Origin of the sequence: Lipingzhangella halophila, from assembly GCF_014203805.1 — a bacterium.
GTDB classification, from domain to species: Bacteria; Actinomycetota; Actinomycetes; order Streptosporangiales; family Streptosporangiaceae; genus Lipingzhangella; species Lipingzhangella halophila.
This window is the reverse complement of sequence record NZ_JACHJT010000001.1, coordinates 682,398-707,350: the sequence shown is the minus strand read 5'-3', so window position 1 is coordinate 707,350 and position 24,953 is coordinate 682,398. Positions and strand designations below refer to the sequence as shown.

At 70.0% G+C, this 24,953-nt stretch carries 19 protein-coding genes; 11 read left to right on the top strand and 8 right to left on the bottom strand.

The genetic code is table 11. The features are described from left to right. The first annotated feature begins 52 nt into the window (after window positions 1-52). The 4 genes from F4561_RS03270 to F4561_RS03255 all read left to right on the top strand — a co-directional run bounded on the left by F4561_RS03270 (window position 53) and on the right by F4561_RS03255 (window position 5,001). Window positions 53-1,006, top strand: a complete 954-nt coding sequence (locus F4561_RS03270; protein WP_184574643.1) for a LysR family transcriptional regulator — start codon at window positions 53-55, stop codon at window positions 1,004-1,006. A 387-nt stretch (window positions 1,007-1,393) separates the two neighbouring features. Then, window positions 1,394-2,203 carry a succinate dehydrogenase subunit SdhC gene (gene sdhC / locus F4561_RS03265; protein WP_184574641.1) on the top strand — a complete coding sequence of 270 codons (810 nt, stop codon included), beginning with the start codon at window positions 1,394-1,396 and terminating at the stop codon, window positions 2,201-2,203. Between the two features lie 99 nt (window positions 2,204-2,302). Beyond that, on the top strand, window positions 2,303-4,201 hold the full coding sequence (locus F4561_RS03260) for a fumarate reductase/succinate dehydrogenase flavoprotein subunit (RefSeq protein ID WP_184574638.1): 1,899 nt from the start codon (window positions 2,303-2,305) through the stop codon (window positions 4,199-4,201). Further along, the gene (locus F4561_RS03255; RefSeq protein ID WP_184574636.1) at window positions 4,201-5,001 is read left to right on the top strand and encodes a succinate dehydrogenase/fumarate reductase iron-sulfur subunit; all 801 of its coding nucleotides are present in this window, start codon (window positions 4,201-4,203) and stop codon (window positions 4,999-5,001) included. Before F4561_RS03260 ends, F4561_RS03255 begins: the two co-directional genes overlap by 1 nt. Before the next feature lie 51 nt (window positions 5,002-5,052). On the opposite strand, the gene F4561_RS03250 is transcribed toward F4561_RS03255, so the two are convergent. From F4561_RS03250 to F4561_RS03235, 4 genes are all read right to left on the bottom strand, one after another. After that, window positions 5,053-6,243: an FAD-dependent monooxygenase gene (locus F4561_RS03250; RefSeq protein ID WP_184574634.1), complete on the bottom strand. Its 1,191-nt coding sequence runs from the start codon at window positions 6,241-6,243 to the stop codon at window positions 5,053-5,055. 899 nt (window positions 6,244-7,142) lie between these two features. After that, a complete protein-coding gene (locus F4561_RS03245) occupies window positions 7,143-8,315 on the bottom strand; it encodes an FAD-dependent monooxygenase (protein WP_184574632.1) in 1,173 nt (390 codons plus the stop codon). 288 nt (window positions 8,316-8,603) lie between these two features. Next, on the bottom strand, window positions 8,604-10,490 hold the full coding sequence (gene typA / locus F4561_RS03240) for a translational GTPase TypA (protein ID WP_184574630.1): 1,887 nt from the start codon (window positions 10,488-10,490) through the stop codon (window positions 8,604-8,606). A gap of 146 nt (window positions 10,491-10,636) precedes the next feature. Further along, entirely contained in the window at window positions 10,637-11,044 is a 408-nt protein-coding gene (locus F4561_RS03235) for a (deoxy)nucleoside triphosphate pyrophosphohydrolase (RefSeq protein WP_312885119.1), read from the bottom strand. A gap of 415 nt (window positions 11,045-11,459) precedes the next feature. Between F4561_RS03235 and F4561_RS03230 the strand changes: the two genes are divergently transcribed. After that, window positions 11,460-11,726 (top strand): hypothetical protein, encoded by a 267-nt coding sequence (locus F4561_RS03230; RefSeq protein ID WP_312885118.1) that lies wholly within the window; start codon window positions 11,460-11,462, stop codon window positions 11,724-11,726. On the opposite strand, the gene F4561_RS03225 is transcribed toward F4561_RS03230, so the two are convergent. Beyond that, on the bottom strand, window positions 11,723-12,142 hold the full coding sequence (locus F4561_RS03225) for a winged helix-turn-helix transcriptional regulator (protein WP_184574623.1): 420 nt from the start codon (window positions 12,140-12,142) through the stop codon (window positions 11,723-11,725). The two genes, F4561_RS03230 and F4561_RS03225, sit on opposite strands and share 4 nt — an antisense overlap. Before the next feature lie 75 nt (window positions 12,143-12,217). Between F4561_RS03225 and F4561_RS03220 the strand changes: the two genes are divergently transcribed. Further along, on the top strand, window positions 12,218-13,126 hold the full coding sequence (locus F4561_RS03220; protein WP_184574621.1) for an SDR family NAD(P)-dependent oxidoreductase: 909 nt from the start codon (window positions 12,218-12,220) through the stop codon (window positions 13,124-13,126). Between the two features lie 939 nt (window positions 13,127-14,065). On the opposite strand, the gene recD2 is transcribed toward F4561_RS03220, so the two are convergent. After that, window positions 14,066-16,321, bottom strand: a complete 2,256-nt coding sequence (gene recD2, locus F4561_RS03215) for an SF1B family DNA helicase RecD2 (protein ID WP_312885117.1) — start codon at window positions 16,319-16,321, stop codon at window positions 14,066-14,068. An 84-nt stretch (window positions 16,322-16,405) separates the two neighbouring features. On the opposite strand from recD2, the gene F4561_RS03210 reads away from it, so the two are divergent. From F4561_RS03210 to F4561_RS03195, 4 genes are all read left to right on the top strand, one after another. Further along, entirely contained in the window at window positions 16,406-18,172 is a 1,767-nt protein-coding gene (locus F4561_RS03210) for a CDP-glycerol glycerophosphotransferase family protein (protein ID WP_184574619.1), read from the top strand. A gap of 17 nt (window positions 18,173-18,189) precedes the next feature. Further along, entirely contained in the window at window positions 18,190-18,819 is a 630-nt protein-coding gene (locus tag F4561_RS03205; protein WP_184574617.1) for a LysE/ArgO family amino acid transporter, read from the top strand. A 125-nt stretch (window positions 18,820-18,944) separates the two neighbouring features. Beyond that, on the top strand, window positions 18,945-19,649 hold the full coding sequence (locus F4561_RS03200; RefSeq protein WP_184574615.1) for a helix-turn-helix transcriptional regulator: 705 nt from the start codon (window positions 18,945-18,947) through the stop codon (window positions 19,647-19,649). 112 nt (window positions 19,650-19,761) lie between these two features. Beyond that, entirely contained in the window at window positions 19,762-20,298 is a 537-nt protein-coding gene (locus tag F4561_RS03195; protein ID WP_184574612.1) for a dihydrofolate reductase family protein, read from the top strand. Window positions 20,299-20,619: 321 nt separating this feature from the next. Here F4561_RS03195 and F4561_RS03190 read toward each other — a convergent pair whose 3' ends face one another. Then, window positions 20,620-22,776, bottom strand: coding sequence for a tetratricopeptide repeat protein (locus tag F4561_RS03190; RefSeq protein WP_184574610.1), 2,157 nt, complete (start codon window positions 22,774-22,776; stop codon window positions 20,620-20,622). A 438-nt stretch (window positions 22,777-23,214) separates the two neighbouring features. Between F4561_RS03190 and F4561_RS03185 the strand changes: the two genes are divergently transcribed. Further along, window positions 23,215-24,267 (top strand): serine/threonine-protein kinase, encoded by a 1,053-nt coding sequence (locus F4561_RS03185; RefSeq protein ID WP_184574608.1) that lies wholly within the window; start codon window positions 23,215-23,217, stop codon window positions 24,265-24,267. Window positions 24,268-24,346: 79 nt separating this feature from the next. On the opposite strand, the gene F4561_RS03180 is transcribed toward F4561_RS03185, so the two are convergent. After that, window positions 24,347-24,733 carry a hypothetical protein gene (locus F4561_RS03180; RefSeq protein ID WP_184574606.1) on the bottom strand — a complete coding sequence of 129 codons (387 nt, stop codon included), beginning with the start codon at window positions 24,731-24,733 and terminating at the stop codon, window positions 24,347-24,349. Window positions 24,734-24,953: the final 220 nt, after the last annotated feature.

Here is a 24,953-nt window from a genome sequence, read left to right as displayed (position 1 = left end):
CAGGCGTCTAAGTCATCGTGGCGCTCGTCTTGATAGCCGTAGGCTATGAAGCATGCAGTTCCACCAGCTCGTGTACTTCCTCGCGGTGGCCGAAACGCTCCACTTCACCCGCGCCGCAGAGGTTTCCGGCGTTGCCCAGCCGAGCCTCAGCAAGCAGATCCGCAACCTCGAAGAAGAGCTGGGCGCTCCGTTGTTCAGCCGGGCGAGGGGAAATATCACACTCACCCCGGCCGGCGACGTCCTGCTGCCCCTGGCCCAACGCATCGTCACCGACATGCGCACCGCACGGCGCGAGATCGAGGAGCTGGCGGGCATGCGGCGCGGGCGGGTGCGGCTCGGGGCGACGCCGTCACTGTGCGCCGGGTTGCTGGCCGATGCCCTGGCGGGGTTCCACGCCGGCTACCCCGGTGTCGAGCTGCGCATCGACGAGGGCGGATCGCGTGACCTGATCCGCGCGCTGGGCAGGGGCGAGCTCGATCTCGCGCTGATCATCCTGCCGCTGCACAGCAGCGACCCCGCGTTCGTGACGACGCCGGTCCTGCGCGAGAGCCTCGTTGTGGTCAGTTCGATGGACGCGCCGCCGCCGACGGACCGCGGCTCCATGCGCGTGACCGAGTTGCGCGACAAGCCGCTGGTTATGTTCCGGCCCGGATACGACCTGCGCGAGTCCACTCTGCAGGCGTGCCGGGCCGCGGGGTTCGAGCCCCGGATGGCGGTCGAGGGCGGCGAGATGGATGCCGTGCTGCGCTTCGTGGAGGCCGGGCTGGGGCTGGCCGTGGTGCCGAGCATGGTGCTGAAGAACCGTCCCGGCCTGCGGGGGACCCCGCTTGTGCTGCCCCGGTTGCTGCGCACCATCGCCATGGCGCACCGCAAGGACGTCGAGCCCGCGCAGGCCGCCAGGGCCTTCCGGCACTATCTGATGCGCCACCTGACCGGGCTCACCCGGGAAGGACTCGGCGAGGACCTGGAGGTCATCGCCGCACCGAACGAGTATCCCGCTGAATGAACGCCGCACCGCGCGGCCAGTCGCGCGCGTGGTCCACGGCACGAATGTCGCAACGGCCGCGCCGCACGACGGACGATAGATTTACCCCCAGCTCACGCGTTCTCAGACGCGACATTCGCGACATACTTCACTTAAACCCCAAAATCCACAATCAGTGGCAAAAGTATTATTAACCTACAAAAAACTCATAAGCCGCGATAATAGCGCCATCTTCGTCGAGAGTGGCGTTTTTCACATCCGTTTCACTGGAATTTCCTGGTGAATTCGTAATCGCAGCGGCCTAACGTGGCTTCCCACACGCATCCGCATGCCTGCTCACACGGCGGAGGGCGGCCGGACCACGCACAGCGCCGGCACGCCCGCCGCCCTGGATGGAGACGCCGCGACATGACATCGACACTTCCCCCGTCGGATCGCGCCCACGCGCGCATTCCAGAACGGACGCTCCGCAAGGATCGATGGTGGATCGGCCCGCTGTTCACAACGCTGGGGCTGGCCGCTTTCGTGGCCTACGCCACCGCGCGGGTGTTCCAGCAGGACCACTACTGGGTGGAGGAGTACCACTACCTCACCCCGTTCTACTCCCCCTGCCTTTCCGCCGGCTGCGCTCCCGGATCCGCCGCCTTCGGTTCGACGCCGTGGGAGTTCCCCTGGTTCATCCCCTACGCGGCGATCAGCCTGCCGCTCCTGCTCCTTTTCCGCGTCACCTGCTACTACTACCGGAAGGCGTACTACCGCTCGATCTGGCAGGCGCCCACCGCCTGTGCCGTCCGCGAGCCGCACGCCAGCTACACCGGTGAGACCCGGCCCCTGATGCTCGGCCAGAACCTGCACCGCTACTTCTTCTACGCCGCGGCGATCATCACCGTGATCAACGCCTACGACGCGACTCTCGCGATGTTCCACGGCGCCGAGGGCGGGTTCGGCATCGGCGTGGGCAACCTCGTCCTGTGGGGCAACGTGGTCCTGCTGGCGGCGTACACGTTCGGCTGCCACTCCTGCCGGCACGCCATGGGCGGCCGGCTGGCGAGCTTCTCCGCCCACCCGGTCCGCTACTGGCTGTGGACGAAGGTGTCGTGGCTGAACGCCCGCCACATGTTGTTCGCCTGGATCACACTGGGCACGCTGGCACTAACCGATCTCTACGTCGCGTTGGTCGCCAGCGGAGTACTCACCGACCTGCGGATCTTCAACTAGCGGCCCCTCACCGGCGTCCGGGAGACCGGCCGCCGCCCCGCCCTCGCGCGGGAGGAGCATCCCGCCGGGGCATCGACGCAACAGAAAGTCATCTCGAAAATGTCGGAGATAACACGACTGCCATACGACGTGGTGGTGATCGGCGCCGGAGGCGCCGGTCTGCGCGCCGCGATCGAGGCTCGTCAGCAGGGCAAGAAGACCGCGATCATCTCCAAGTCGCTGTTCGGCAAGGCGCACACCGTCATGGCCGAAGGCGGTGCCGCCGCGGCGCTGGGCAACGTCAGCCAGCAGGACCGCTGGCAGGTGCACTTCCGCGACACCATCCGCGGCGGCAAGTTCCTCAACGACCCCCGCATGGCAGAACTGCACGCCAAGGAGGCCGGTGAGCGCGTCCTGGAACTGGAGTACTGGGGCGCGCTGTTCGACCGGACCTCCGACGGCAAGATCAGCCAGCGGAACTTCGGTGGGCACGAGTACCCGCGGCTCGCGCACGTCGGCGACCGCACCGGGCTGGAGCTGATCCGCACGCTCCAGCAACGCGTGGTGCAGCTGCAGCAGGCCGACGCCGTCGAGCTGGGCGACCCCGACGCCATGCTGAAGGTCTTCGCCGAGACCACGGTGACCGAACTGGTCAAGGACGGCGAGCGCATCGCCGGTGCCTTCGCCTACATCCGCGAGAGCGGCGAGTTCGTGCTGTTCGAGGCGCCGGCCGTCATCCTGGCGACCGGCGGTGTCGGCAAGTCCTTCAAGGTCACGTCGAACTCCTGGGAGTACACCGGCGACGGCCACGCGCTCGCGCTGCGCGCCGGGGCCACCCTGCTGAACATGGAGTTCGTCCAGTTCCACCCCACCGGCATGGTCTGGCCGCCCTCGGTGAAGGGCATCCTCGTCACCGAGTCCGTCCGCGGCGACGGCGGCGTGCTGCGCAACTCCAACGGTGAGCGGTTCATGTTCGGCTACGTGCCCGATGTCTTCCGCTCGCACTACGCCGAGAGCGAGGAGGAGGCCGACGGCTGGTACACCGACCCGGAGAACAACCGCCGCCCGCCCGAACTGCTCCCGCGCGACGAGGTGGCGCGCGCGATCAACACCGAGGTCAAGGAGGGCCGCGGCTCTCCGCACGGCGGTGTCTACCTGGACGTCTCCACCCGGATGCCGGCCAGTGAGATCACCCGCCGGCTTCCGTCGATGCACCACCAGTTCAGGGAGCTGGCCGACGTCGACATCACCGCCGAGCCCATGGAGGTCGGCCCCACCTGCCACTACGTAATGGGCGGGGTCGAGGTCGACGCCGACACCGGTGCCGCCGTGGTCCCCGGCCTGTTCGCCGCCGGGGAGGTCGCCGGCGGCATGCACGGCTCCAACCGGCTAGGCGGGAACTCGCTGTCCGACCTGCTGGTGTTCGGCTGCCGCAGCGGGCTAGGCGCGGCGTCCTATCTCGACGGGCTGGGTAGCGAGCGCCCCACCGTCGCCGAGGAGGACCTTCAGGCCGCGGTCGCAGCGGCGCAGGCTCCGCTGCAGCGCGAGGCCGGCGAGAACCCCTACGCCGTGCACCAGGAGCTCCAGGAGACGATGAACGACCTGGTCGGCATCATCCGGCGCGGCTCCGAGATCGAGGAGGCCCTGGAGAACCTGGCCAAGATCCGCGAACGCGTCGCCAACGTGCGGTCCGAAGGCGGGACGATCTACAACCCCGGCTGGCACCTCGCGCTGGACCTGTGGAACATGCTGCTCGTCTCGGAGAGCATCGCCCGGGCCGCCCTCGAACGCGAGGAGTCCCGCGGCGGCCACACCCGCGACGACTTCCCCGAGATGTCCCCGGAGTGGCGCAAGGTCAACCTGCTCGTCTCGCTGCGCGACGGCAAGGTCCGGTTGCGCCAGCGTCCCGTCGACCCTCTGCGCCCCGACCTGCTGGAGCTTTTCGAGCGAGAAGAGCTTGCCAAGTACCTCACCGACGCGGAGCTGCCCGCGGAGGAGACCGCCAAGGAGGACAAGTAATGGCCACGGAGCGGACGTTCCACGTTTGGCGCGGGGACGCCGACGGCGAGCACACCGAGTACACGGTGGAGGTGAACGAGGGCGAGGTGGTCCTCGACATTCTGCACCGCCTGCAGGCGACCCAGACCCCCGATCTGGCGGTGCGCTGGAACTGCAAGGCCGGCAAGTGCGGGTCGTGCTCGATGGAGATCAACGGGCGGCCGCGGCTGTCCTGCATGGCCCGGATGTCGACGTTCGAGCCCGACGAGACGATCACCGTCACCCCGCTTCAGACCTTCCCGGTCATCCGGGACCTCGTCTGCGACGTCTCGTACAACTACCAGAAGGCCCGGGAGATCCCCTCCTTCACGCCGGACCCGGAGACCAAACCCGGCGACTTCCGGATGCAGCAGGCCGACGTCGAACGCCCGCAGGAGTTCCGCAAGTGCATCGAGTGCTTCCTGTGCCAGAACGTCTGCCACGTCATCCGGGACCACGAGGAGAACAAGGAGAACTTCTCCGGACCGCGCTACCTGATGCGGGTCGCTGAGCTGGAGATGCACCCCGAGGACACCGCCGACCGGCGGAAGGTCGCCCAGGAGGACTTCGGCCTCGGGTACTGCAACATCACCAAGTGCTGCACCGAGGTCTGCCCGGAGCACATCAAGATCACCGACAACTCGCTCATCCCGCTCAAGGAGAAGGCGGCCGACCGCAAGTACGACCCGGTGGTGTGGCTCGGCTCCAAGATCGGGCTGCGTAAGGACACCGACACCCAGATGGTGCCCAACACCCGGCCCGGGCGCGAGTCCGAGCAGTAGGGCCGCCGGCGAACCCCATGCCGCCCCGCACGCGCCTGACGCGTGCGGGGCTCACCTCTTCCGGATGCCACGGGCCTCCCCCAGTGAGGGGGGCTCCCAGTCGACGACCGGGCTGAGCTGGCGGGCGACCACGTCGAACGGCAGCCGTCCCAGCAGTGCGGCCGCGGTCCAGCGCGCCCGCACCACGACCTCCGACTCACGGTGCAGCAGCCTGCCCGAGCGGGCCGAGCGCCGGATCATCGCCGCTGTTCGCTCCAGCCGCGCGGCGGTGTATCCGTGCACCATGGACGGGACGTCCGCCCCGTCGTGGACCACGTACGCCAGCACCACCGCGTCCTCGATCGCCTGGCACCCGCCTTGGCCCAGGCTCGGGGTCATGGGGTGTGCGGCATCGCCCAGCAGCACCACCCGCCCTCGATGCAGCACCGGCAGCGGCTGGGCCAGGTGAAAGATGTCGTCCCGCAGCAGCGTCTCGGGCGTCCCAGCGGCGAGCAGCTCGGGAATCGGGGCGTGCCAGTCACCGAACCGCCGCAGGGCCTCGGCGCGCTCGTCGTGGAAGAGCGCCCCCGCCGGCACCACCCCACTGGCGTAGCAGTGGACCGCGCCGTCTCCCAGGGGCAGCACACCGACCACCCCGCCCTGCCCCCAGGTCTCGGCGGCGTGCACCTCCCCTTCGGGGCCGGGCACCACCGCCCGCCACACCGTGAACCCCGCGTGCACGGGCCCCTGGTGGCCGGGAAAGAGCTGGGACCGCACCGCTGAACGCAGCCCGTCCGCGGCGACCACCAGATCGGCGGCCAGCTCCCCCCGCGATGTGCTGACCCGGGCGGGCCGGCCCCGGTCGCCCACCTGGACGTCGTAGACCCTCGTCGCGAGGCGCACCGAGTCGGGTGGCAACCGGTCCGCCAGGATGTGCACCAGGTTGGCCCGCTCCATCACGATGAACGGGGCGCCGAAACGCCGCCAGAGCCGCGCGGCGTCCCGGTGCAGCAGCCACCGGCCGTCCGGGTGCCGGACTCCCATGCCGTCGATGTCGGCTGACCAGGCGCGCACCTCGTTGGCGACACCGAGCTCACGCAATGCCCGGACCGCGTTCGGGGCCAGAGCGATACCCGAGCCGACCGGTGCCAGCGACACGGCCCGCTCCGCGACGGTGACCGTCCATCCCTGCCGGTGCAGCGCCAGGGCAGCGGCCAGCCCTCCGATCCCGCCGCCCACGACGAGCGCGTGCCGGATTCGCATGCTGCCATCATCCTGCACCGGAACACCCGTGGCCCAGCGGAACACGCACGCCCGGGCGGCACGCGGGGCGACGAGGGCGGTGGGACCGCTCTAGAAGGTAATGGTGGGCCAACCCGCGCCCATCGGTTCTGGTGCCCGATGGTGGCGCGCCCGACGAAAGCAGCAGCGAAGGCGGCGGGTGGGCCAGCCCCCGGGGGTCGGTTCTGGTGCCCGATGGTGGCGCGCCCGACGAGGCGGCGGCCGGTGGCGGGACGCGGCGAGAGTGTCCGTGGCGTCATTCTCGGCGCTGGGTCGTATCGAGGGTGACTGTGGGGACGTTCTCGGCGCCGAATCTGTCCGCATGGTCGGTTTCGGTGCGGCGGTAGCCTCCGCGCGTCCGCTATATCTGGATTGTGGGTGGTCTGGGTGCTGATCTTGAGGAAATCGTTCCTTTACCGCACGATAGGGAAACGATTTCCTCAAGATCGGCGCGAAAATCGGGCATAGCGGACGCGAGGGGGTGGGTAGCGCAGGTCCTGAACCCCGCGCCGGGCGGAACCAGGCAGTGGCCCTAGGGTGCGCCGTTGTCGCTGCTCTGTGGGGCGCGTCACCGCCGGGCACCCGCACCGATTACCGCGGGCCCGGCCACCCACTCTCGTCGCGTGGGCCACCATCGGGCACCCGTATCGATTTTCGGGGGCTGGCCCACCCACTGCCCTCGCCGCCCCGTGGGGTGCGCCACCACCGGGCACCAGAAACGACGACCGCGGGCTGGCCCGTCCGGTGCCTTCGCCGCCTCGTTGGTGCCGCCACCGCGCACCACCGAACCGACAAGCGGCACGCCTGGCTACCCACCGTCCTCGCCGCCCCGCTGCGGCGGTTCCCCGCCAGCCACAACCCCGCATCACGAGACGGACCACCTAACCCGCGCCGGGCGGGTGCCAGTCGTCGATCGGTCGGACATAGTGCGCCAGCAGGCCAGGGGCGAGCCGTCCCGCGACGGTCGCGGCGGTGTCGCGCAACCCGATGAGCACCGCGGAGTCGCTCTGCATCGCCTCGGCGAGCTGCGCTGACCGCTGCACCAGGGCCGCCGTGCGCGGCAACCGGGTGTCGGTGTAGGACTGCAGGGCGGTTGGCACGTAGGCAAGGGAGCCGTCGACGTGGTGCGCCAGCACCACCGCGTCCTCGATCGCCTGCCCGACCCCCTGCCCCATGGTGGGCGCCATCGCGTGGGCGGCGTCGCCCAGCACCGCCACGCGTCCCTTGTGGTAGGCGGGCAACGGGGTGTCCACATGCCATACGTCGCTGCGCGCCACCGTCTCCGGTGGCGCCGCGGCGAAGAGATCGGGGATCGGGCCGTGCCAGCCATCGAGCCGCCGCGCCAGCTCCGCCCTCTCGTCCTTGGCCGCGGCACCTGCCGGGGCGTTTCCGGTGGCGTAGCAGTACACCTCGTTGCCGGGCAGCGGAAGCACTCCAGCGACACCGCCCGGGCCCCAGCTCTCCGCGAACTCCACAGGGTGGTCGTCCGGACGCTGCACGATGGCGTGCCAGCACGTGAACCCGGTGTAGGCCATCCCCGGGTGCTCCAGGAACAGCATGGGCCGGATGGTCGAACGGACGCCGTCGGCCACCACCACCAGGTCCGCGCTCAGCTCCCCGGAGTCGGTGCGCACCCGGGCGAGCTGCCGGGTATCGCCGGGCTCGACGCTGCTGACGGTGGTGGCTGTGCGCAGCGCGCCCTCGGGGAGCCGCCGCAGCAGCAGACTGTGCAGCTCGGCGCGCCGGAGCACGCGCATCGGGTCGCCGAACCGGTTCTCGGCCTCGGCGGCTCCGGTGCGCACGATCCACCGGCCGTCCTTGCGCCGGATCGCCGCGACACCGTGCCGCGCGGAACGCGCGCGGACATCGGCGCCGGCGTCGAGCGCGTCGAGGCCGCGCAGCGCGTTGGGTGCGACGGCCAGCCCGAGGTCGTCCGGCTCGGCGACGGGAGCCCGCTCGCAGACGGTGAGCCCCCAGCCTCTGCGGTGGAGGGCGAGTGCGGCGGCCAACCCGCCGATCCCGCCTCCGACCACTACGGCGTGCGGCTCTGCCATCGAACGTGCGCGGAGCGTTGGGCCGGACTCGCCGAGACCGTCTCCGCGCTCCCTCCCCTCCTGGTGATCCCCGGTACACCATCCGCCGACCACCGGTTAAGGAAGCGCCAGCCCCGCACCACCCCGGGGAAGCGATCGGCGCGACCAGGGACTCGGGCGGAGGCCGCGGCACGCCGGTCGATCGTTGGACTCCTTCAGCCTAGAGTCGCGCGCCCGGGTGCGTCACGGATTCCACGGCCGTCGCGGCCGGCCGCATCGGGCCTCCCCGCCAATGCGGCCGGGCACGCGTTACCCGCGCTTCTTCTGCGCGGCGAGGCGGCCCCGCTCCTTGTGGTCCAGAATGAGCTTGCGGATCCGCACCGCTTCGGGGGTCACCTCGACGCACTCGTCCTCCCGGCAGAACTCCAGGGCCTGCTCCAGGGAGAGCCTGCGCGGCGGCACCAGGCGCTCCAGCTCATCGCCGGTGGCGGAGCGCACGTTGGTGAGCTTCTTCTCCTTGGTGATGTTGACGTCCATGTCGTCGGCGCGCGAGTTCTCCCCGACGATCATTCCCTCGTACACCTCGGTTCCCGGCTCGACGAACATCGTGCCCCGCTCCTGGAGGTTGAACATCGAGAACGTCGTGGCCTGCCCACTGCGGTCGGCCACCATCGACCCGCTGGGCCGGGTGCGCAGATCGCCGAACCACGGTTCGAAGTCCTCGAACACGTGGTGGGCGATCCCGGTGCCGCGTGTCTCGGTGAGGAACTCGGTGCGGAAGCCGATGAGGCTGCGCGACGGGATCAGCCAGTCCATCCGCACCCAGCCGGATCCGTGGTTGGTCATATGCTCCATGCGCCCCTTGCGGACGCTGAGCAACTGGGTGATGGCGCCCATGTAATCCTCGGGGGCGTCGACGGTGAGGCGCTCGACGGGCTCGTGCACCTTGCCGGCCACCTCGCGCGTCACGACCTGCGGCTTGCCGACCGTCAGCTCGTAGCCCTCGCGCCGCATCTGTTCCACCAGAATCGCCAGCGCGAGCTCGCCGCGTCCCTGCACCTCCCAGGTGTCCGGACGCTCGGTGGGCAGCACGCGCAGGCTGACGTTGCCCACGAGCTCCCGGTCGAGCCGTTCCTTCACCAGTCGCGCCGTGACCTTGGAACCCTTGGCCCGGCCAACGAGCGGCGAAGTGTTGGTGCCGATCGTCATCGAGATCGCGGGCTCGTCGACGGTGATACGCGGCAACGGGCGCGGGTCCTCCGGATCGGCGAGGGTGTCGCCGATCATGATGTCGGGAATCCCGGCGATCGCGATGATGTCCCCCGGGCCGGCGCGCTCGGCGGGCTTGCGCTCAAGTGCCTCCGTCATCAGCAGTTCGGTGATCTTCACGTGCGGCGTGCTGCCGTCACCGCGGAGCCACGCCACCTGCTGGCCCTTGCGGATCTCGCCCTGGCGGACCCGGCACAGCGCGAGCCGGCCGAGGAACGGAGACGCGTCGAGGTTGGTGACGTGCGCCTGCAGAGAGGCGCCCGGGGTGTACTCCGGTGCCGGGATGGTCTCCAGTAGCGTCCGGAAGAACGGGGTGAGGTCGTCACTGTCGGGCACACCGCCGTTGGCGGGCCGCTCCAATGACGCCTTGCCGTCGCGCGCGCAGGTGTACACGATCGGGAAGTCGATCTGCGACTCGTCGGCGTCGAGGTCCATGAACAGTTCGTAGGTGTCGTCGACCACTTCGGCGATCCGGGCGTCGGGCCGGTCGACCTTGTTGATGGCGAGGATCACCGGAAGTTTCGCGGCGAGGGCCTTACGGAGCACGAACCGGGTCTGCGGCAGGGGGCCCTCACTCGCGTCGACCAGCAGCACCACGCCGTCCACCATCGACAGGCCGCGCTCCACCTCTCCACCGAAGTCGGCGTGGCCCGGGGTGTCGATGATGTTGATGACGACGTCTTCGCTCTCAGGCGTCGTGTAGTGCACCGCCGTGTTCTTCGCGAGAATGGTGATGCCCTTCTCGCGCTCCAGGTCGTTGGAGTCCATGACCCGCTCGTCGACGTCCTGGTTGACGCGGAACACCCCGGACTGCCACAGCATGGCGTCCACGAGCGTGGTCTTGCCATGATCGACGTGCGCGACGATGGCGACATTTCGGAGGTCAGTCCGACGGGCGGAGCCCGATTCAGGCGTTTCGCTGGACATGCGAAGGTCTCGATCTCACTTGGTGGGAAGAGCCGCGATTCCCGCGGCTACTTCCAGTTTATGTGGTCGCGGACCAACTCCTGAGAGAGACGCAGGTCATGGGAACCTCGTTACCGGCGACGGTGCCAGCGGTCCAGCGCCTGCCGTCAACCCCGCAGGTGCGCGCGCACGTCCTCGACGAACGGGAGGTCGGCCGGCAGCCAGTCGACCCCGCTGAGCGCGTCGGCCTTCAGCCAGCGGAGCGTGAGGTGTTCCAGGGCCACCGGCTCGCCGTCGAGAAGTTCGGCGGTCCACACCCGCAGCACGGCGGGGGGCGAGCCCGCGCGGGGCGGGTAATGGCCCTCGCCCCCGATCTGCCACAACGGACGGACCAGCACGCCCAGTTCCTCCTGGCACTCGCGGATAAGCGCGTCGGTGTCGGTCTCGCCGGGGTCGACCTTGCCCCCGGGGAACTCCCAGCGGCCACGCATGGAGGCGGGTGCGGCGCGCTGCGCCGCGAGAACGGCGCGCTCGCGGATGATGGCCGCGCCGACAACGATCTGGAGTCCTGTCACGAGGAACAACCGTAGCGGTCCCGGCCGCCGCGCGCGGGCCGCAATCCCACTCTCCGCGGCGGTGCGCAGCGTCGGGCGCTCACCTCCCATACGGACGTCCGCAACCGGCCACGGCGGTCGGGTCGGTAGGAGCGGGCCGCGGGGCAACGCCTGCCGGATCCGGCCGGTTCGGCGTTGCCACCCAACGCGGTAGCCGCCACGTATCCGCACGTCAAGGGCGGCACGCCTATCCCGCTGGCCCGCATCGTCGCGACCTGCCCCGATCCCGCCTGGGCGATGAGGCGAGTCGATACGGTGTCGTCAGGGAAGTTCGGGGCACTGGCACAGCGTGGGTCAGCGGTGCCAGCACATTGCGGGGGGCAGACGCATGCCGGGTCTTGACGGCCTGAGAGGGGCTTCGCTAAAGGGAATCTGGGTGGACGCCGCCGCGCACCACGTCACCATCACGCTGCGCACCAAGGCCGCCGGTGGCACCGTCGACTACAACCTCGTCCTGGAAGGAGTCACGGACTTCAGCTTCTTCGACGAGGATCCCGCTCCCAGGCCGGGCGCCGAGGTGAGCGATATCCGGTCCCAGAACGACCCCGACACGCTGCACCTGGACTTCACGTTCGGCCACGACGCCGCCGGGCTCACGGTCACCTGCGCCAAACTTGTCATGCACCGGGTCAGGCCCAGCTAGCTGTTCTGTCCCGGGAGGCTGTTGGCGTGTCTGCTCGCGGCGATAGCCGGCTGATTCTCGATGGCCCAGGTGGCGAGTGCGGACAGAGGGGTCAGGAGGGTGTTGCCCAGCGGCGTGAGGCTGTACTCCACGCTGGGCGGCACCGTCGCGAACACCTCTCGGTGCACGAGTCCGTCTTCTTGTAGTCCACGCAGGGTGCGCGTCAGCATCCGCTGGCTGATCGCTTCGATGCCCTGATGCAGCTCGTTGAACCGATGCGGTCGCTGCCCGAGCAACACGATCACCAACACGGTCCACTTGTCGCCAATACGCCGCAGGATGTCGGTCACGGGGCAGTGCTCGTGCTCCTCGCTCGGCACCGGGCTCGGCAACGTTGTGTCCAGCGGGGCGGGAACACCAGTGTTCGTTGCTGACATCAAACTGCCTTCTTCCGAAACGCAGTCCAGTTACTGATGATGGGGGTACTTACCAACAGTAACTAAGGAGCTTCAATGGTCAACCGGCACTCCACCAATGCGGACGCCGACAGGACCGCCCGGACGGTTGTGATCACCGGTGGTAGCGACGGCATGGGACGCGCCCTCGCGCTTGAGCGGGCGGATCGAGGTGACCGTGTCGTCGCCGTCGGAAGCAGTCAGGCGAAAGGGGATCTGCTGATCGGCGATGCCGCGGCGTTGGGCCTGGATGACCGAGTCGAGTTCGTGGCGGCTGACCTGAGCACGGTCGGGAGTAATCAGGCGGTGATCGAACACGTAACCGCTCGATACGGAGTCATCGATGCGCTGGTGCTGGCTGCGAACCGCCAGTCACCGACGCGGGTGGAAACACCCGACGGCATCGAGTCGACTTTCGCCCTGTACTACCTCAGCCGGTACATCCTGAGCTACGGGTTCATGGCTGCTCTGGCCCGGAGCCCCACCCCAGTGGTCGTCAATGTCGCGGGAGTCGGACTGACCGCAGGAAAGATCCATTGGGATGACCTTCAGCTGCGCCGCCGCTACCGCATGGTCACGGCGCAGCTCCAGGCCGGGCGGGCCAACGATCTGCTCGGGGTCGCTGTGGCGGAACAACACGGCGCTCAGGTTCCCTATGTTCTCTACCACCCCGGGTTCACCCGAAGCGGTGGCTCCGCGCTGGATCAGGTCAACCTGCTAACGCGTTCCCTCATCAAAGGCCTCGCCGCCGTCGCGGCCCGGCCCGTGGAGCGATCGATCGCACCGGTTCATGACTTCATCGACTCGCCTCCAGCCGCGCCACTGACGGCGGTGGACCGGGGCCGGCCGGTGCCGCTCGGCCTGAGGACACTGAACCCCGGCACAGCCCAGCACCTCACCCGGGCCACGAGCCAGATGCTCGCGGCCGATCCGACGCCGGACCCGCGGGAAGGCGACCCGAGGTGACCGGTGCGACTCACGCCAACACCCCACCACTCCGGCAAGGAGGACGACGGCTGAGTGAAGGCGTCCGACCAGCCGCGATCGCGGTCCGGAACCTCCACTACAACGAGCACCGGCCACACAGCAGCGGCATTGGTGAACCGCCCGCCTCACGACTGCGCCAGAATGCCGCCAGCGTCCGGCCCTCCTGCGTCTAGCGACCCGGAATACGGGTAACCGAATCCGGCCACCCATCTTCGGGACGGCCACCGGAAACCGGTAAAACGCCCGAGCGTGGAAGTCCTTGGGCGCCGGTGTGGCTACACCGGCGCCCAAGGGGCCGACACTCTTCGGGGGGAGTGGAAAGAGCGTCAGCGTCCAGAGAAGTCGGCTGGGTCGCCGCCGTTCTCGGCACCGGCACGGACCCCGGCGGACCGGTCCCGACGAACCGCCACAGGGAGGCCGCTCCGGAGCAGTCGGCGGCCCTGCCCACTGCGCTGATTCCGTCCCGCGCTCCGCGCCATGAGGCGAGCCTATTGTCATAGGGACAGCCCTGGGGCGGAAATTGCGAAAAACTGCGCGGTGGCAATGCGCCGGGAACCGCCTTCACCCATTTCAGCGGTGCCCTGGGGGGCGTTAGGGCGCCAGTATGAGGAGGCGGTTCCCGGCCTGGTCCTCTCCGCGCCCGGGGGAGAGGCGCCTCGGAGATCGGACCACGCGGCCGCGTTGGATCGGGAGGGGGCACGATCCCACGCGGCCGGTACGCCCACCGTAGAGGAGTTCGGAGAAGAATTCATTCGTGCGTCAATACGAAGCCGCCCGGGAAAATCGGCACCTCAAGTACGACGCCCGGCCTTCATGGCCGGTTATGACCGAAAACACGAAGAGGTTGAATATGCAATAAACGCATAGCGCCTTTCCCTGGGCCGGGATTTCCCGCGCCGCACCCGTTCGGATCCCGGATCAGGAGACGAGCAGCCGGTGCGTAAGAGCGGTGTGCCGCCGCCCCGCGGTGGCGTTGCGCACCGCCTGCGCGATGGCTTTGCGCGCGCCGACCAGCACCACCAGGCGCTTCGCCCGGGTGATCGCGGTGTAGAGCAGGTTGCGCTGCAGCATCATCCACGCGCTGGTGGTCACCGGGATCACGACGGCGGGATACTCGCTGCCCTGGGACCGGTGCACGGTCATGGCGTAGGCGTGCACCAGCTCGTCGAGCTCGGCGAAGTCGTAGGGAATGTCCTCGTCCTCGTCAGTACGGACCGAGACCTGCTGATCGTCGTGGTCGATCCCGGTGATGACCCCGAGGGTGCCGTTGAAGACCCCGTTGGCCCCCTTCTCGTAGTTGTTCCGGATCTGGGTGACCTTGTCGCCCACCCGGAAGACCCGGCCGCCGAACCGCCGTTCCGGTAGGCCCTCGCGCGACGGCGTGAGCGCGCCCTGCAGCAGGGTGTTCAGGTTTCCGGCGCCCGCCGGGCTGCGGTGCATCGGGGTGAGGACCTGGATATCGCGGCGCGGGTCGAGGCCGAACTTGCGCGGGATGCGGTTGGCGACGACATCCACCGTGATCTCCGCGGCCCTTTCGGCCTCGTCGCACGGGAACAGGAAGAAGTCGCTCATGTCGTCCAACAGCGGCGGCTTCCCGGCGTTGACCCGGTGCGCGTTGCTGACGACGCCGGACTGCTGCGCCTGGCGGAAAACGCGCGTGAGCCGGACATTGGGGATTGGGGCGTCCTCGCGGCCGTCATCGGTGGCGAGCAGGTCGCGCAGCACCTGGCCCGCACCCACGGAGGGAAGCTGGTCCACGTCGCCGACGAGCAGCAGGTGCGCCCCGGGCGGCACGGCCTTGGCCAGCTTATTGGCCAGCAGCAGGTCGAGCATGGACGCCTCGTCGACCACAAGAAGGTCGCAGTCGAGCGGCCGGTCCCTGTCGTACGAGGCGTCGCCCCCGGGCTTGAGCTCCAGCAGCCGGTGCACCGTGGACGCCTCGTGCCCGGTGAGCTCGGTGAGCCGCTTGGCCGCCCGACCGGTGGGCGCGGCGAGGATGATCTTCGCCCTCTTGGCGGCGGCGAGCGTGATGATCGAGGCCACGGTGAACGACTTGCCGCAGCCGGGACCACCGGTGAGGACCGCGACCTTGCTGGTGAGCGCGAGCGTGACCGCCGCCTGCTGCTCCTCGGCGAGATCGGTGCCGGTACGGCTCCGCAGCCACCCGAGGGCCTTGTCCCAGTCGACGCCGGCGAACGCCGACATCCGGTCGGTGTCGCAGGTGAGCAGGGTGCGAAGCTGCGCGGCGAGCGCGGTCTCGGCCCGTTGGAACGGCACGAGGTACACCGCGGTCCGCGGCTCGCCGTCGGGGCCCGGCACCTTCTCGGTCAGCACCCCTTCCTCCGCGACGAGCTCGGCCAGGCAGTCGATCACCAGGCCGGAGTCGACCTGCAGGATCTTCACCGCCTCGCTGATCAGCTTCTCCTCGGGCAGGTAGCAGTGGCCGTCGGAGGTGGACTCCGACAGGGTGAACTGGATCCCCGCCTTGACCCGCTGCGGGCTGTCGTGCGGGATGCCGACCGACTGCGCGATGGTGTCGGCGGTCTTGAAGCCGATCCCCCAGACGTCGGTGGCGAGCTTATACGGCTCGTTGCGCACCGTGCTGATGGAGGCGTCGCCGTACTTCTTGTAGATGCGCACCGCGAGCGAGGTAGAGACCTCGATGCCCTGCAGGAAGACCATGACCTCCTTGATGGCCTTCTGTTCCTCCCATGCCTCCGCGATCAGCTTGGTGCGTTTCGGGCCGAGGTTGGGCACCTCGATCAGGCGTTCCGGAGTCTGCTCGATGACGTCGAGCGCGCCGGCCCCGAAGTACGCCACGATGCGCTCCGCGAGCCGCGGGCCGATGCCTTTGACCAGCCCCGAACCGAGGTAGCGCCGCACGCCCTGGACCGTGGCGGGCAGCACCGTCGTGTAGTTCTCCACCGTGAACTGCCGCCCGTACTGCGGATGCGAACCCCAGCGGCCCTCCATCCGCAGCGACTCGCCGGGGTGCGCCCCGAGAAGCGCCCCCACGGCCGTGGTGAGCTCACCGCTGCGGCCGTCGTCGATCCGGGCGACGGTGTAGCCGGTCTCCTCGTTGGCGTAGGTGATCCGCTCCAGCACCCCTTCGAGTACCGCCGGCCGGGGGCCGTGCCCCGCCGGACCCGCCTGCCCGGTCCGCCCAGTTGCCACGCTGCTCCCTCCAGTCGCACCGACATCCCCCATAATGCCGGGCACCGGTGACCCCCGCGGGCCGCTCGATACACTTCGTCCGCGATGACCGACTCCACGCCCGGCACGGCCCCTTCCCCTGGTGATCGCGACGCCGACGAACGGGTCAGCGCGCTGGATCCGGACTGGACGACCGTAAACGCCTCACTGCGCGTTCTGGGCGTCATTCACAATGTGGCTTCGGCAACCCGACTGGTGGACGTGCTGGCCGCCCTGGAATCCGATCCGCGGGTGCAGGTGTTCGTCACATGGACGCGGTCGTCCATTTTCAGCGGCGGGGTCGCCGATTTCTTATCCGATCTCGGGTTCCCGGATATCTCCTGGACAAAGGCCCGGAAAACCGAGTTCGACCTCGCGGTCACCACCAGTCTCGGCGGGGACCTTCACGAACTTCGCGCGCCGATCCTCCGGTTACCGCACGGGATGGGATATAATAAATACTTGGCGCGGAAACCGGAAACCGGAAACCGGAAACCGGAAACCGGAAACCGGAAACCGGAAACCGGAAACGCGAAGCCGGTATTCGGCCTTTCCCCCGAGTGGCTCATGCACGAGGGCCGGCTCATTCCTTCGGCGATCGTGCTCTCGCACACCGAACAGCGCGAACGGCTCGCTCGGGACTGCCCCGAAGCGCTGCCCGCCGCCCTCGTGGCCGGCGACCCCTGCTACGACCGCCTGGTCGCCAGCGTCGTGCAGCGGCGGCGCTACCGGCGGGCATTCGGTGTGCGCGGCGACCAGAGCCTGCTGGTCGTCAGCTCGACCTGGGGCGAGAAGGCGCTTTTCGGCCGGCACCCGCGCCTGGTGAGCCAGCTTCTGGGCGAACTTGCCGCCGACGAGTACCGCGTGGCACTCGTGCTGCACCCCAACGTCTGGCACGACGCCGGTCCCGGCCAGGTCGAGGCCTGGACGGCGAGCGCGCGACGGTCCGGGCTGATCCTGGTCCCGCCGCGGGAGGGGTGGCGTGCCGCGCTCGTGGCGGCTGACGCGGTGATCGGCGACCACGGATCCACCTCCTACTACGCGGCCGCCCTGGGGCGCCCCGTACTGCTCGACGACGGCGGGCGGGACGCGGTCGCCCCCGACTCCCCCATTGCCGCGCTGCTGCGCACCGCGGCCACGCTCGACCCGCGGCGCCGCGCGGCGCCGCAGCTCGCAACGGCGCACGCGGTGTCCGCCGAGACCACCAAGATCGCGTCCCAGTGGGTGACCTCGGAACCCGGCCGCTCGCTCACCCTGCTCCGGCGCGCCATGTACGACCTGATGAGGGCCCCCGAGCCGGATTTCCCCCCGGTTCTTGCGACGGTCCCGGTCCCGCCCGCCACCGAGCCGGAGCCAACCGCCCTGTGGACCATCGTCGAGTGGGGCGGCGCTGCGAGGGAGGTCTCGGTACGCCGCTTCCCCGCTGCCGTGTTGGAGCGGCCCTCGCCGGACGACCAAACCGGCATGCTCGTCGTGCGCGACGACGAGCGCGATGCCCGCATGGCTGCCCTGGCCGACGTCGTCTGCTGTCCGAGCAGCGACCTCCCGTGCCCCGAGGACGAGTGGGCGGCGGAGGTGCTGCGCGACCACCCCGGTGCCCAGGTCGCGCTGGCCTACGCCGCGGACCGGGTGAGGCTGGTCAGCCGCTGGCGGGAACGTGCGGAGATCACCGTGCGCAGCGCACCGCACGACCTCGATCCGTCGCTGCTCGCCAGCGTCCTCGCCGAACGCGTCCTCACCGGCACTGCCCCAGAACGGCTCGCTGACCTCAGCCCGCTTACCATCACTGCGGGGAGCACAGCGCGGGTCGCCTTCACCTCGGCGGCGACGTAGACGAGTGGGGGCAGCGAGTGGTCGGTGGGTACCTATCCGGACTGGCGTTGGGGTTCGCGCTGATCGGGCCGGTCGGCCCGCAGAACCTGTACGTGATCCGCGCCGGGATCGGGCTGTCGGTACTTCGGGTGCTCGTGGTGGTGCTGGCCGCGACCCTGTGCGACGCACTGCTGATCAGCCTGGGCGCCGCTGGTGCCGGGGCGGTCGTCACCCGGGTTCCGGGAGTGCACGCGACGCTCCTGGCGGGCGGCTGCGTCTTCCTCGTCTACCTCGGCCGGCAGTCCCTGCGGGCCCCCAAGCCGGAGCTCGACCTGCCGTCCTCGGAGGCGGGCGGTATGGCCACGATGACGATGACGCGCCAGACGGTCGGGGTGTCGCTGCTGAACCCGCACGCGATCCTGGACACCACGGTGGTGATCGGCGCGGCGGCGGCCGCTCATGCCGCGGGCGACCGGGTCGCGTTCGCTGTGGGAGCCGTGAGCGCGTCACTTCTGTGGTTCGTGCTGATCGGATACGGCGCGAACGCTTTCCGGCGCTGGGTAACCCCCGCTGTGGCGCAGTGGATCGAGCGGGGCTCCGGCATCGTGCTGCTGGTGTTCGCCGGCAAGCTCGCGATCGACTTCGTCCACCACGTCACTGGCGGCTAGCCGTACTTGGTCAGTAGGTTTGATGACACCCGGCTGATCGGGGGCTGGCCGGCGCGTTCACGCTTGCGGCGCGCCCGCCCCGGTACGCGAACAGCGGGCCCAGGAGACATTGACGGGGGCAAACGATGCTGGAGGCCGAGGACCGGCCGTCGGACTCGCCGTACGTGGACCGCGTGTGGCGCGGCCACACCTCCCGTGCCGGGCACATGACGTCAGTAGCGACATCCAACTGGGAGCTCGCCGTGTGGACGCATCGCGGGCGGGTCCACGTCGCGGCGCGGGGGCCGGAGACCGCGGCGAGCGTGGCCGACGTGCCCGACGACTCGGACTCGTTCGGGATCAGCTTCTCGCACGGCACGTCAATGCCGCACCTGCCGCTGTCGGGTCTCGTGGACACCCAGCTGGACTCCCCGCACGTAACCGCGAGGACATTCGCGCTGCGGGGCGAGGAATGGCCACTTCCCCGCTACGACAACGCCGAGCAGTTCGTGGCCCGGCTCGTCCGCGCGGGCGTGCTTGTCCACGATCCGCTCGTGGCGAAGGCCGTCGCGGGCGGGACACCAGAGGTTGGCGCACGCTCGGTGCAGCGGCGCGTCGCCGCGGCGACCGGCCTCACCCAGGGCACGATCCGGCAGATCGAGCGCGCCCGGCGGGCGGCGATCCTGCTCGGCGAGGGGATCGCGCCCCTGGACGTGACACATCGGCTCGGATACTTCGACCAGCCGCACCTGGCCAGATCTCTGACGCGCTTCATCGGCCGGACGGCGACGCAGTTGCGGCGCGGGGATGCCGCCGAACCCCTGTCGCTTCTGTACAAGACCGGCCCCTGACAACCTCCCTAAGTTGGCGTTGCGCGGCTCGGACGAGGGTTCCGCGCGCGGCGCGCGACCCTGCGGGCCGACAGGTCGCACGCCGGAGACATCCAGGAGGGAGCAGGGCATCATGGGCAGGATCAACGCGAACTTCTTCATCTCGCTCGACGGGGTGGTCGAATCGCCGGACGAATGGCACTTCCCGTACTTCAACGACGAGATGGGCGCCGTGGTCGGCGCCGGCCTCGAAACGAACGTGGCGTTGTTGATGGGGCGCGCACTCTACGACGAGTGGGCCGCTTACTGGCCCGACAGCACGGACGAACCGTTCGCCACCCACTTCAACGACATACCGAAGTACGTGGTCTCGGATTCGCTCGCGCACCCGGCGTGGAACAACACGACCGTGCTGCCCGGGGACGCCGACGCGGTCCGCCGGCTCAAGGAGAGCACCGACGGCGACATCGGCATGTCGGGCAGTGCGACGACCGTGCGCTGGCTCCTTGCCAACGGACTCCTCGACGAGCTCCGCCTGCTCGTGCACCCGATCGTCGTCGGCCACGGCCAGCGGCTGTTCGAGGACACCCACACCCATAAGCTGGCCCTCACCAGCAGCTCCACCCTGTCGACCGGGGTACTCAACCTCACCTACGCGCCCGCGTCCTGACACGCGCGCCGCGCGTACAGGCTCGGTGAGCGGCAGCGAGGGGCGCGGCTGCCCAGCCGGCCCGAGGCCCTGCCAACCCGCGCGCTCTGGCGCCGAACCGGTTCCCGGGTCGGCCCGGTCACGCCGTCCGGGCAGCGACGAAGCACCGGCCGCGGCCAACGCGGAACCGACCGCGCAATGCGCGGAGCCACGAGTCCGGCCGTGCTACGAAGTGCCCACAGGTTGCCGGAAGCGGCGCGCACGGGCAGGGCGGGCCCTGGGCAGGTTGGGGCCGGAGCGTGCCACACCCACGGTCGCGGCATGCCGGCCGGGGCGGCCCTGTCAGCCGTCCTCCTGGTCGTCCAGCTCCGCGAGCTTTTCGTCCACCCGCTCGACCGCCTTCGCGAACTGGTTGCCCGCGAAATGCTCGCGCGCCGCACGGAGCCGCCGCGCCCTCTCGCGCGGGTCCGCCTCGGTGCCGGCGCGGGCTTCGAGGGCCTGGCCCTCCTCCAATGGGCGGCCGAGCGAGCGGAACACGCGCCGCGCCCGCTCGGCCGCGTCCGCGGCTTCGCCGCGGCGGCCCGCCAGGATCAGCGCGGCGCTCACCCGCAGCAGCACCTTTGCCTCGTTGACCTGGTCGCGCCGGCCTTCGGCGGCCAGGCGCAGGAACGCCGCGCGCGAGCGCTCCAGGAACGCCAGTGCTTCGTCCGGGTGGCCGAGGTCGGTGCGCACCGCCCCCTGGTGCATCAGGCTCAGCCCGAGCGAGCGCGCCCGGTCGAGCCGCACGAAGTACTCGTACGAGCGGCGCAGCGAGGCCAGCGCGTCCGCGGGCCGCCCGAGACGCCACGTGGCGAGCCCGACACCCTCGAGCGCGGCGCCCATGGGATACCAGGTGTCCGCGTCGCGGTCGTCCAGCTCCAGCGCCCATTCCAGCGCCTGCTCGAACTTCGCGAGAGCGTTCGCGTGCTCCTCGTGGTCGTAGTACGCCAAGCCCCATTGCAGGTTCAGGTACGCCACGGCGCCCGCGTCACCGCACGCGCGCGCGTCGTGCACCCCCAGTTCCACCAGCTCGAAGCGCTCGGTCGTGTGCCCGTGGGCGCGGAAGAACCAGTCAGTCGCCATGGCCACCCGGTACACCCAGCCATGCGGCCCCGCAGCCGTGCCGGCGTTCTCCACCGCCTGCCGCGCGAGGCCGATGACCGCGGGGAGGGTGTCGCGCACCCACCGCGCGGGCGGCGGGTCGTCGGGGGCTTTCAGCTCGGCGTCCCGGAGCCCGTAGCCGGCGTCACACAGCGTGCCGGTGAAGTCGGGCAGCGCGATGCCGTCCAGGCCCGGCGGGAGGTCCCCGTAGCGCGCCCTGAGGTTGAGGCGCTCACCGGCCGCGTGCGCTCCCGCGAGGTAGTAGCGGGCGAACCAGTCCCGGGCGGCGGACCGTTCGGCGGCGGAGGCGTCGTCGTGCGCCATGTCCGCCGCATGCTTATGGAAGTGGAAGGGTTCGCGCAGTCGGTAGCGGTGGCCCGGGAGGTTTACCATCAGGCCGACTCGGACCAGGTTGGCCAGCGGTCGCTCCGCCGACTTGAGGTCGGTGCCGAGCAGTCCAGCCACCAGCCAGACGTCGGCCTCGGGCACGGGGTGCGTCCCCATGGCCCGGTAGATCCGCGCCTCCTCGCCGGTCAGGTTCGCATAGCTCGCGTCCAGAAACGGCCGCAGGGACGGGAGCTCCTCATCCTTGTGCGGTTCGAGCGCCCGCGAGGCGCCGTGCTCGCGCACCTCCTCCACCAGTGCCGCGACGGACTTCCCGGCGTCCGCGGCCAGCCGGTCAGCGGAGAGCACCGCCAGCAGGGGAAGACCGCCACACAGCCGCACCAGCGCGTCCATCGCCCGCGGCTCGGCGGCGGGACGCGGGTCGTCGCCGCCGACGCGCGACACCAGCACCTCCCGGATGTGCGCGTCGTCCATCGGGGAGACCTCGATCATCTCCGCGTCCCTGCGCAGTCCGGACAACCGCGCGGCGCTGGTGCTGGTCGCCACGACCATCGCGTCCGGACTGTTCGGTACCAGTGTCCAGACCTGGCTGGCACTCACGACATCCTCAAGGAAAAACAGGATGCGCCGGTTCGCGGTAAGCGACCGGAAACGTTTGTGTTTGGCCTTCTCGTCGTGCTTGATCTCGGAAAGGTCGACATTCATCTCGTGCAGGAAGTCATCGATGACGGCGCCCGGGTCCGTGGCGTTCCCCGGCCCGATTCCGCCGAACTCGGCGTAGACCTGGCCGTGGTCGAAACGGCCCACGAATTCGTTTATCCGGTCGAGCGCGAGCGTGGTCCGCCCCGATCCATAGCTTCCGTGCACCACGAGGAGGACCGGGCGCCCGGTGGTGCCGACCCTGGCGACGACGGCGCCGATCTCGGCACGCTGCCGGTCCCGGTCGACGATCCCCTCGGAAAGCGGGGGCAGTTGGCGCGGCACGTGCGAAGGCTGGTGGTTATGAACGTGCATCTCCCGAATGTCACGCGCATTGACCTGGGTGCCGTGAACGTCGCCAGCCGGGGAGTTGTGGGTGTCGCTCACGGAAAACCATGGTGTCTGAGTCACCGGGCCGTTGCCAGGGCCTCTCGGGACCCGAAATGCGTTTCTCGGACGGTCACGCCGGCCCTCCGATACTCACGCAGCGCACAGCAGTATGTGCTTTCCGGTCTCCGTATCCGGGTCACTGGCCGGACACGGCCACCGCGCGGTCCCGCGCCGCCGGGGCACAGGACGGCGGAACAACCGCTGGCTCGCACACTCGTGCGGGAGCGTGCGGCTCTCGTAGACTCCCTCCAACACGAGCACCCTCCGGCACACTCGGGACGGTCCTGTGGTGACAGCTTCGCGGTGGCACGCCCGCCCGGCGACGCGGCCGGTCATCCCGCCCGCACCGCGCGGGGAGTCCCGGTGAAAGCCCGCGGCAAGCGGCGGCTGGACGCGCTACTTCCCAGTGACCCCCGTACCGTGGGTGGCTATCCGCTCGTGGGCCGGGTTGGCTCCGGCGCGATGGGCACGGTCTACGCGGCCACCCGGCGCCAGGGCGCCGGGTATGTCGCGGTGAAGGTCATCCACCCCGACCACGCCGCCAAGCCCGATGTCCGCGAACGGTTCGCACACGAGGCGCGGCTGTTGGCGCGCGTGAACAGCCCGTGTGTGGCCCGCTTCGTGCAGGCCGACGTCGAGGCGGAACTCCCCTGGATGGTCACCGAGTACGTGCCCGGCCCGACCGTCCGGCACCACGTGGAGCGGCACGGTCCGCTTCGCGATGCGATGCTGCGCGCCCTGGCGGTCGGCGCGGCCGAGGCGCTGCGCGGAATCCACGACGCCGGGATCGTGCACCGCGACCTCAAGCCGAGCAACGTCGTCATGGCGCCCACCGGGCCGAAGCTCCTGGACTTCGGCATCGCCCACCCCACGACCGTCGAGGACGCGACCCGCTGGATGCGGGTGCGGCGGCTCCGCCGCCGGCTGCGCACACTGCACCTGCCCTCGTCCCCCGCCCTGACGGACACCGACGACACGCCCGGGGCTCCCGCCGACCGCATGGGAACCCCCGGATGGTCCAGCCCCGAGCAGTACCGCGGCCACCCCGCCACCAGCAGCTCCGACATCTTCCTCTGGGGAGCGCTGGTCGCGTTCGCGGCGGCCGCGCATGACCCGTTCGGCCACGGGCACCCCAAGGAGCTCGCCCGGCGTGTCCTGCGCGAAGAACCCGACCTCGACCGGCTGCCACCCGATCTCGAAACCCTGGTGCTCGCCGCGATGGCAAAAGACCCGGCAGACCGCCCGGACGCCACCGAGTTGCTGCGCCGCACGCTCGCGCTCGGGCAGGCCCCGAACGAGACCAGCGCGGGCGAACGGCGCCGCGCTGTTCAGCGCGCTCTGGAACGCGACTGGACCGGGGTGGCGGTCCGGCTGCCGCAGCCACCCCGGGAGCACCGCTGGTTCCGCTCCGCCTGACCGGCTCCCCGAGCCGGAACCGCGCGCGGACCGCGGGTGCGCGGCCGCGGTCCCGAAGGGCCGCGGCACCGCGCAGTGGTCACCGCCGCCAGTAGAACGCGCGGGATGCCGGAAGCAGCAGCAGGACGATGATCGCTGCCGTGAACAGCAGTGGCAAAACAGTCCCCACGGCTCCGTACATCAAGCTGGACAGCGGCAGGAACAGCATAAGCACCTGGAAGATGAGCGCTATCCAGAAGACAACGAGGGAACGCCTGCCCATCAGGCTCGCCAGGACCAGCGAGACCAGGCCGTACACGCCGACCACGAATGCGACCATGCCGAACAACAGCGGCAGGTCCTGCGCGCGGAGGCCCGGCATGGTCGCGCCCTCTTCCATCCCCCGCGTCACTTCGGGGATAGCCGCGGCGGCGCCGAACAGCAGAGCAAACAGCAGCCCGATCGCGGCGCCGATGAACATCAGCACCCGCGCAGCGATCACGGTGCCCGGCTGGCCCGGGCTCGCCTGCGCGTACGGCTGACCGTAGGGCGGGTAGCCGGAGGATCCCCACTGCTGGCCGTAAGGCTCGCCACCCGGCGGGCCGGGCGCCGCGCCGGGCGGCGGCTGCGCAAACCCCGGCGACTCAGCTCCCGTGCCGCCCTGCCCGGGCTGCGGCTGACTTGGCTGCCCAGGCTGACCCGGCTCC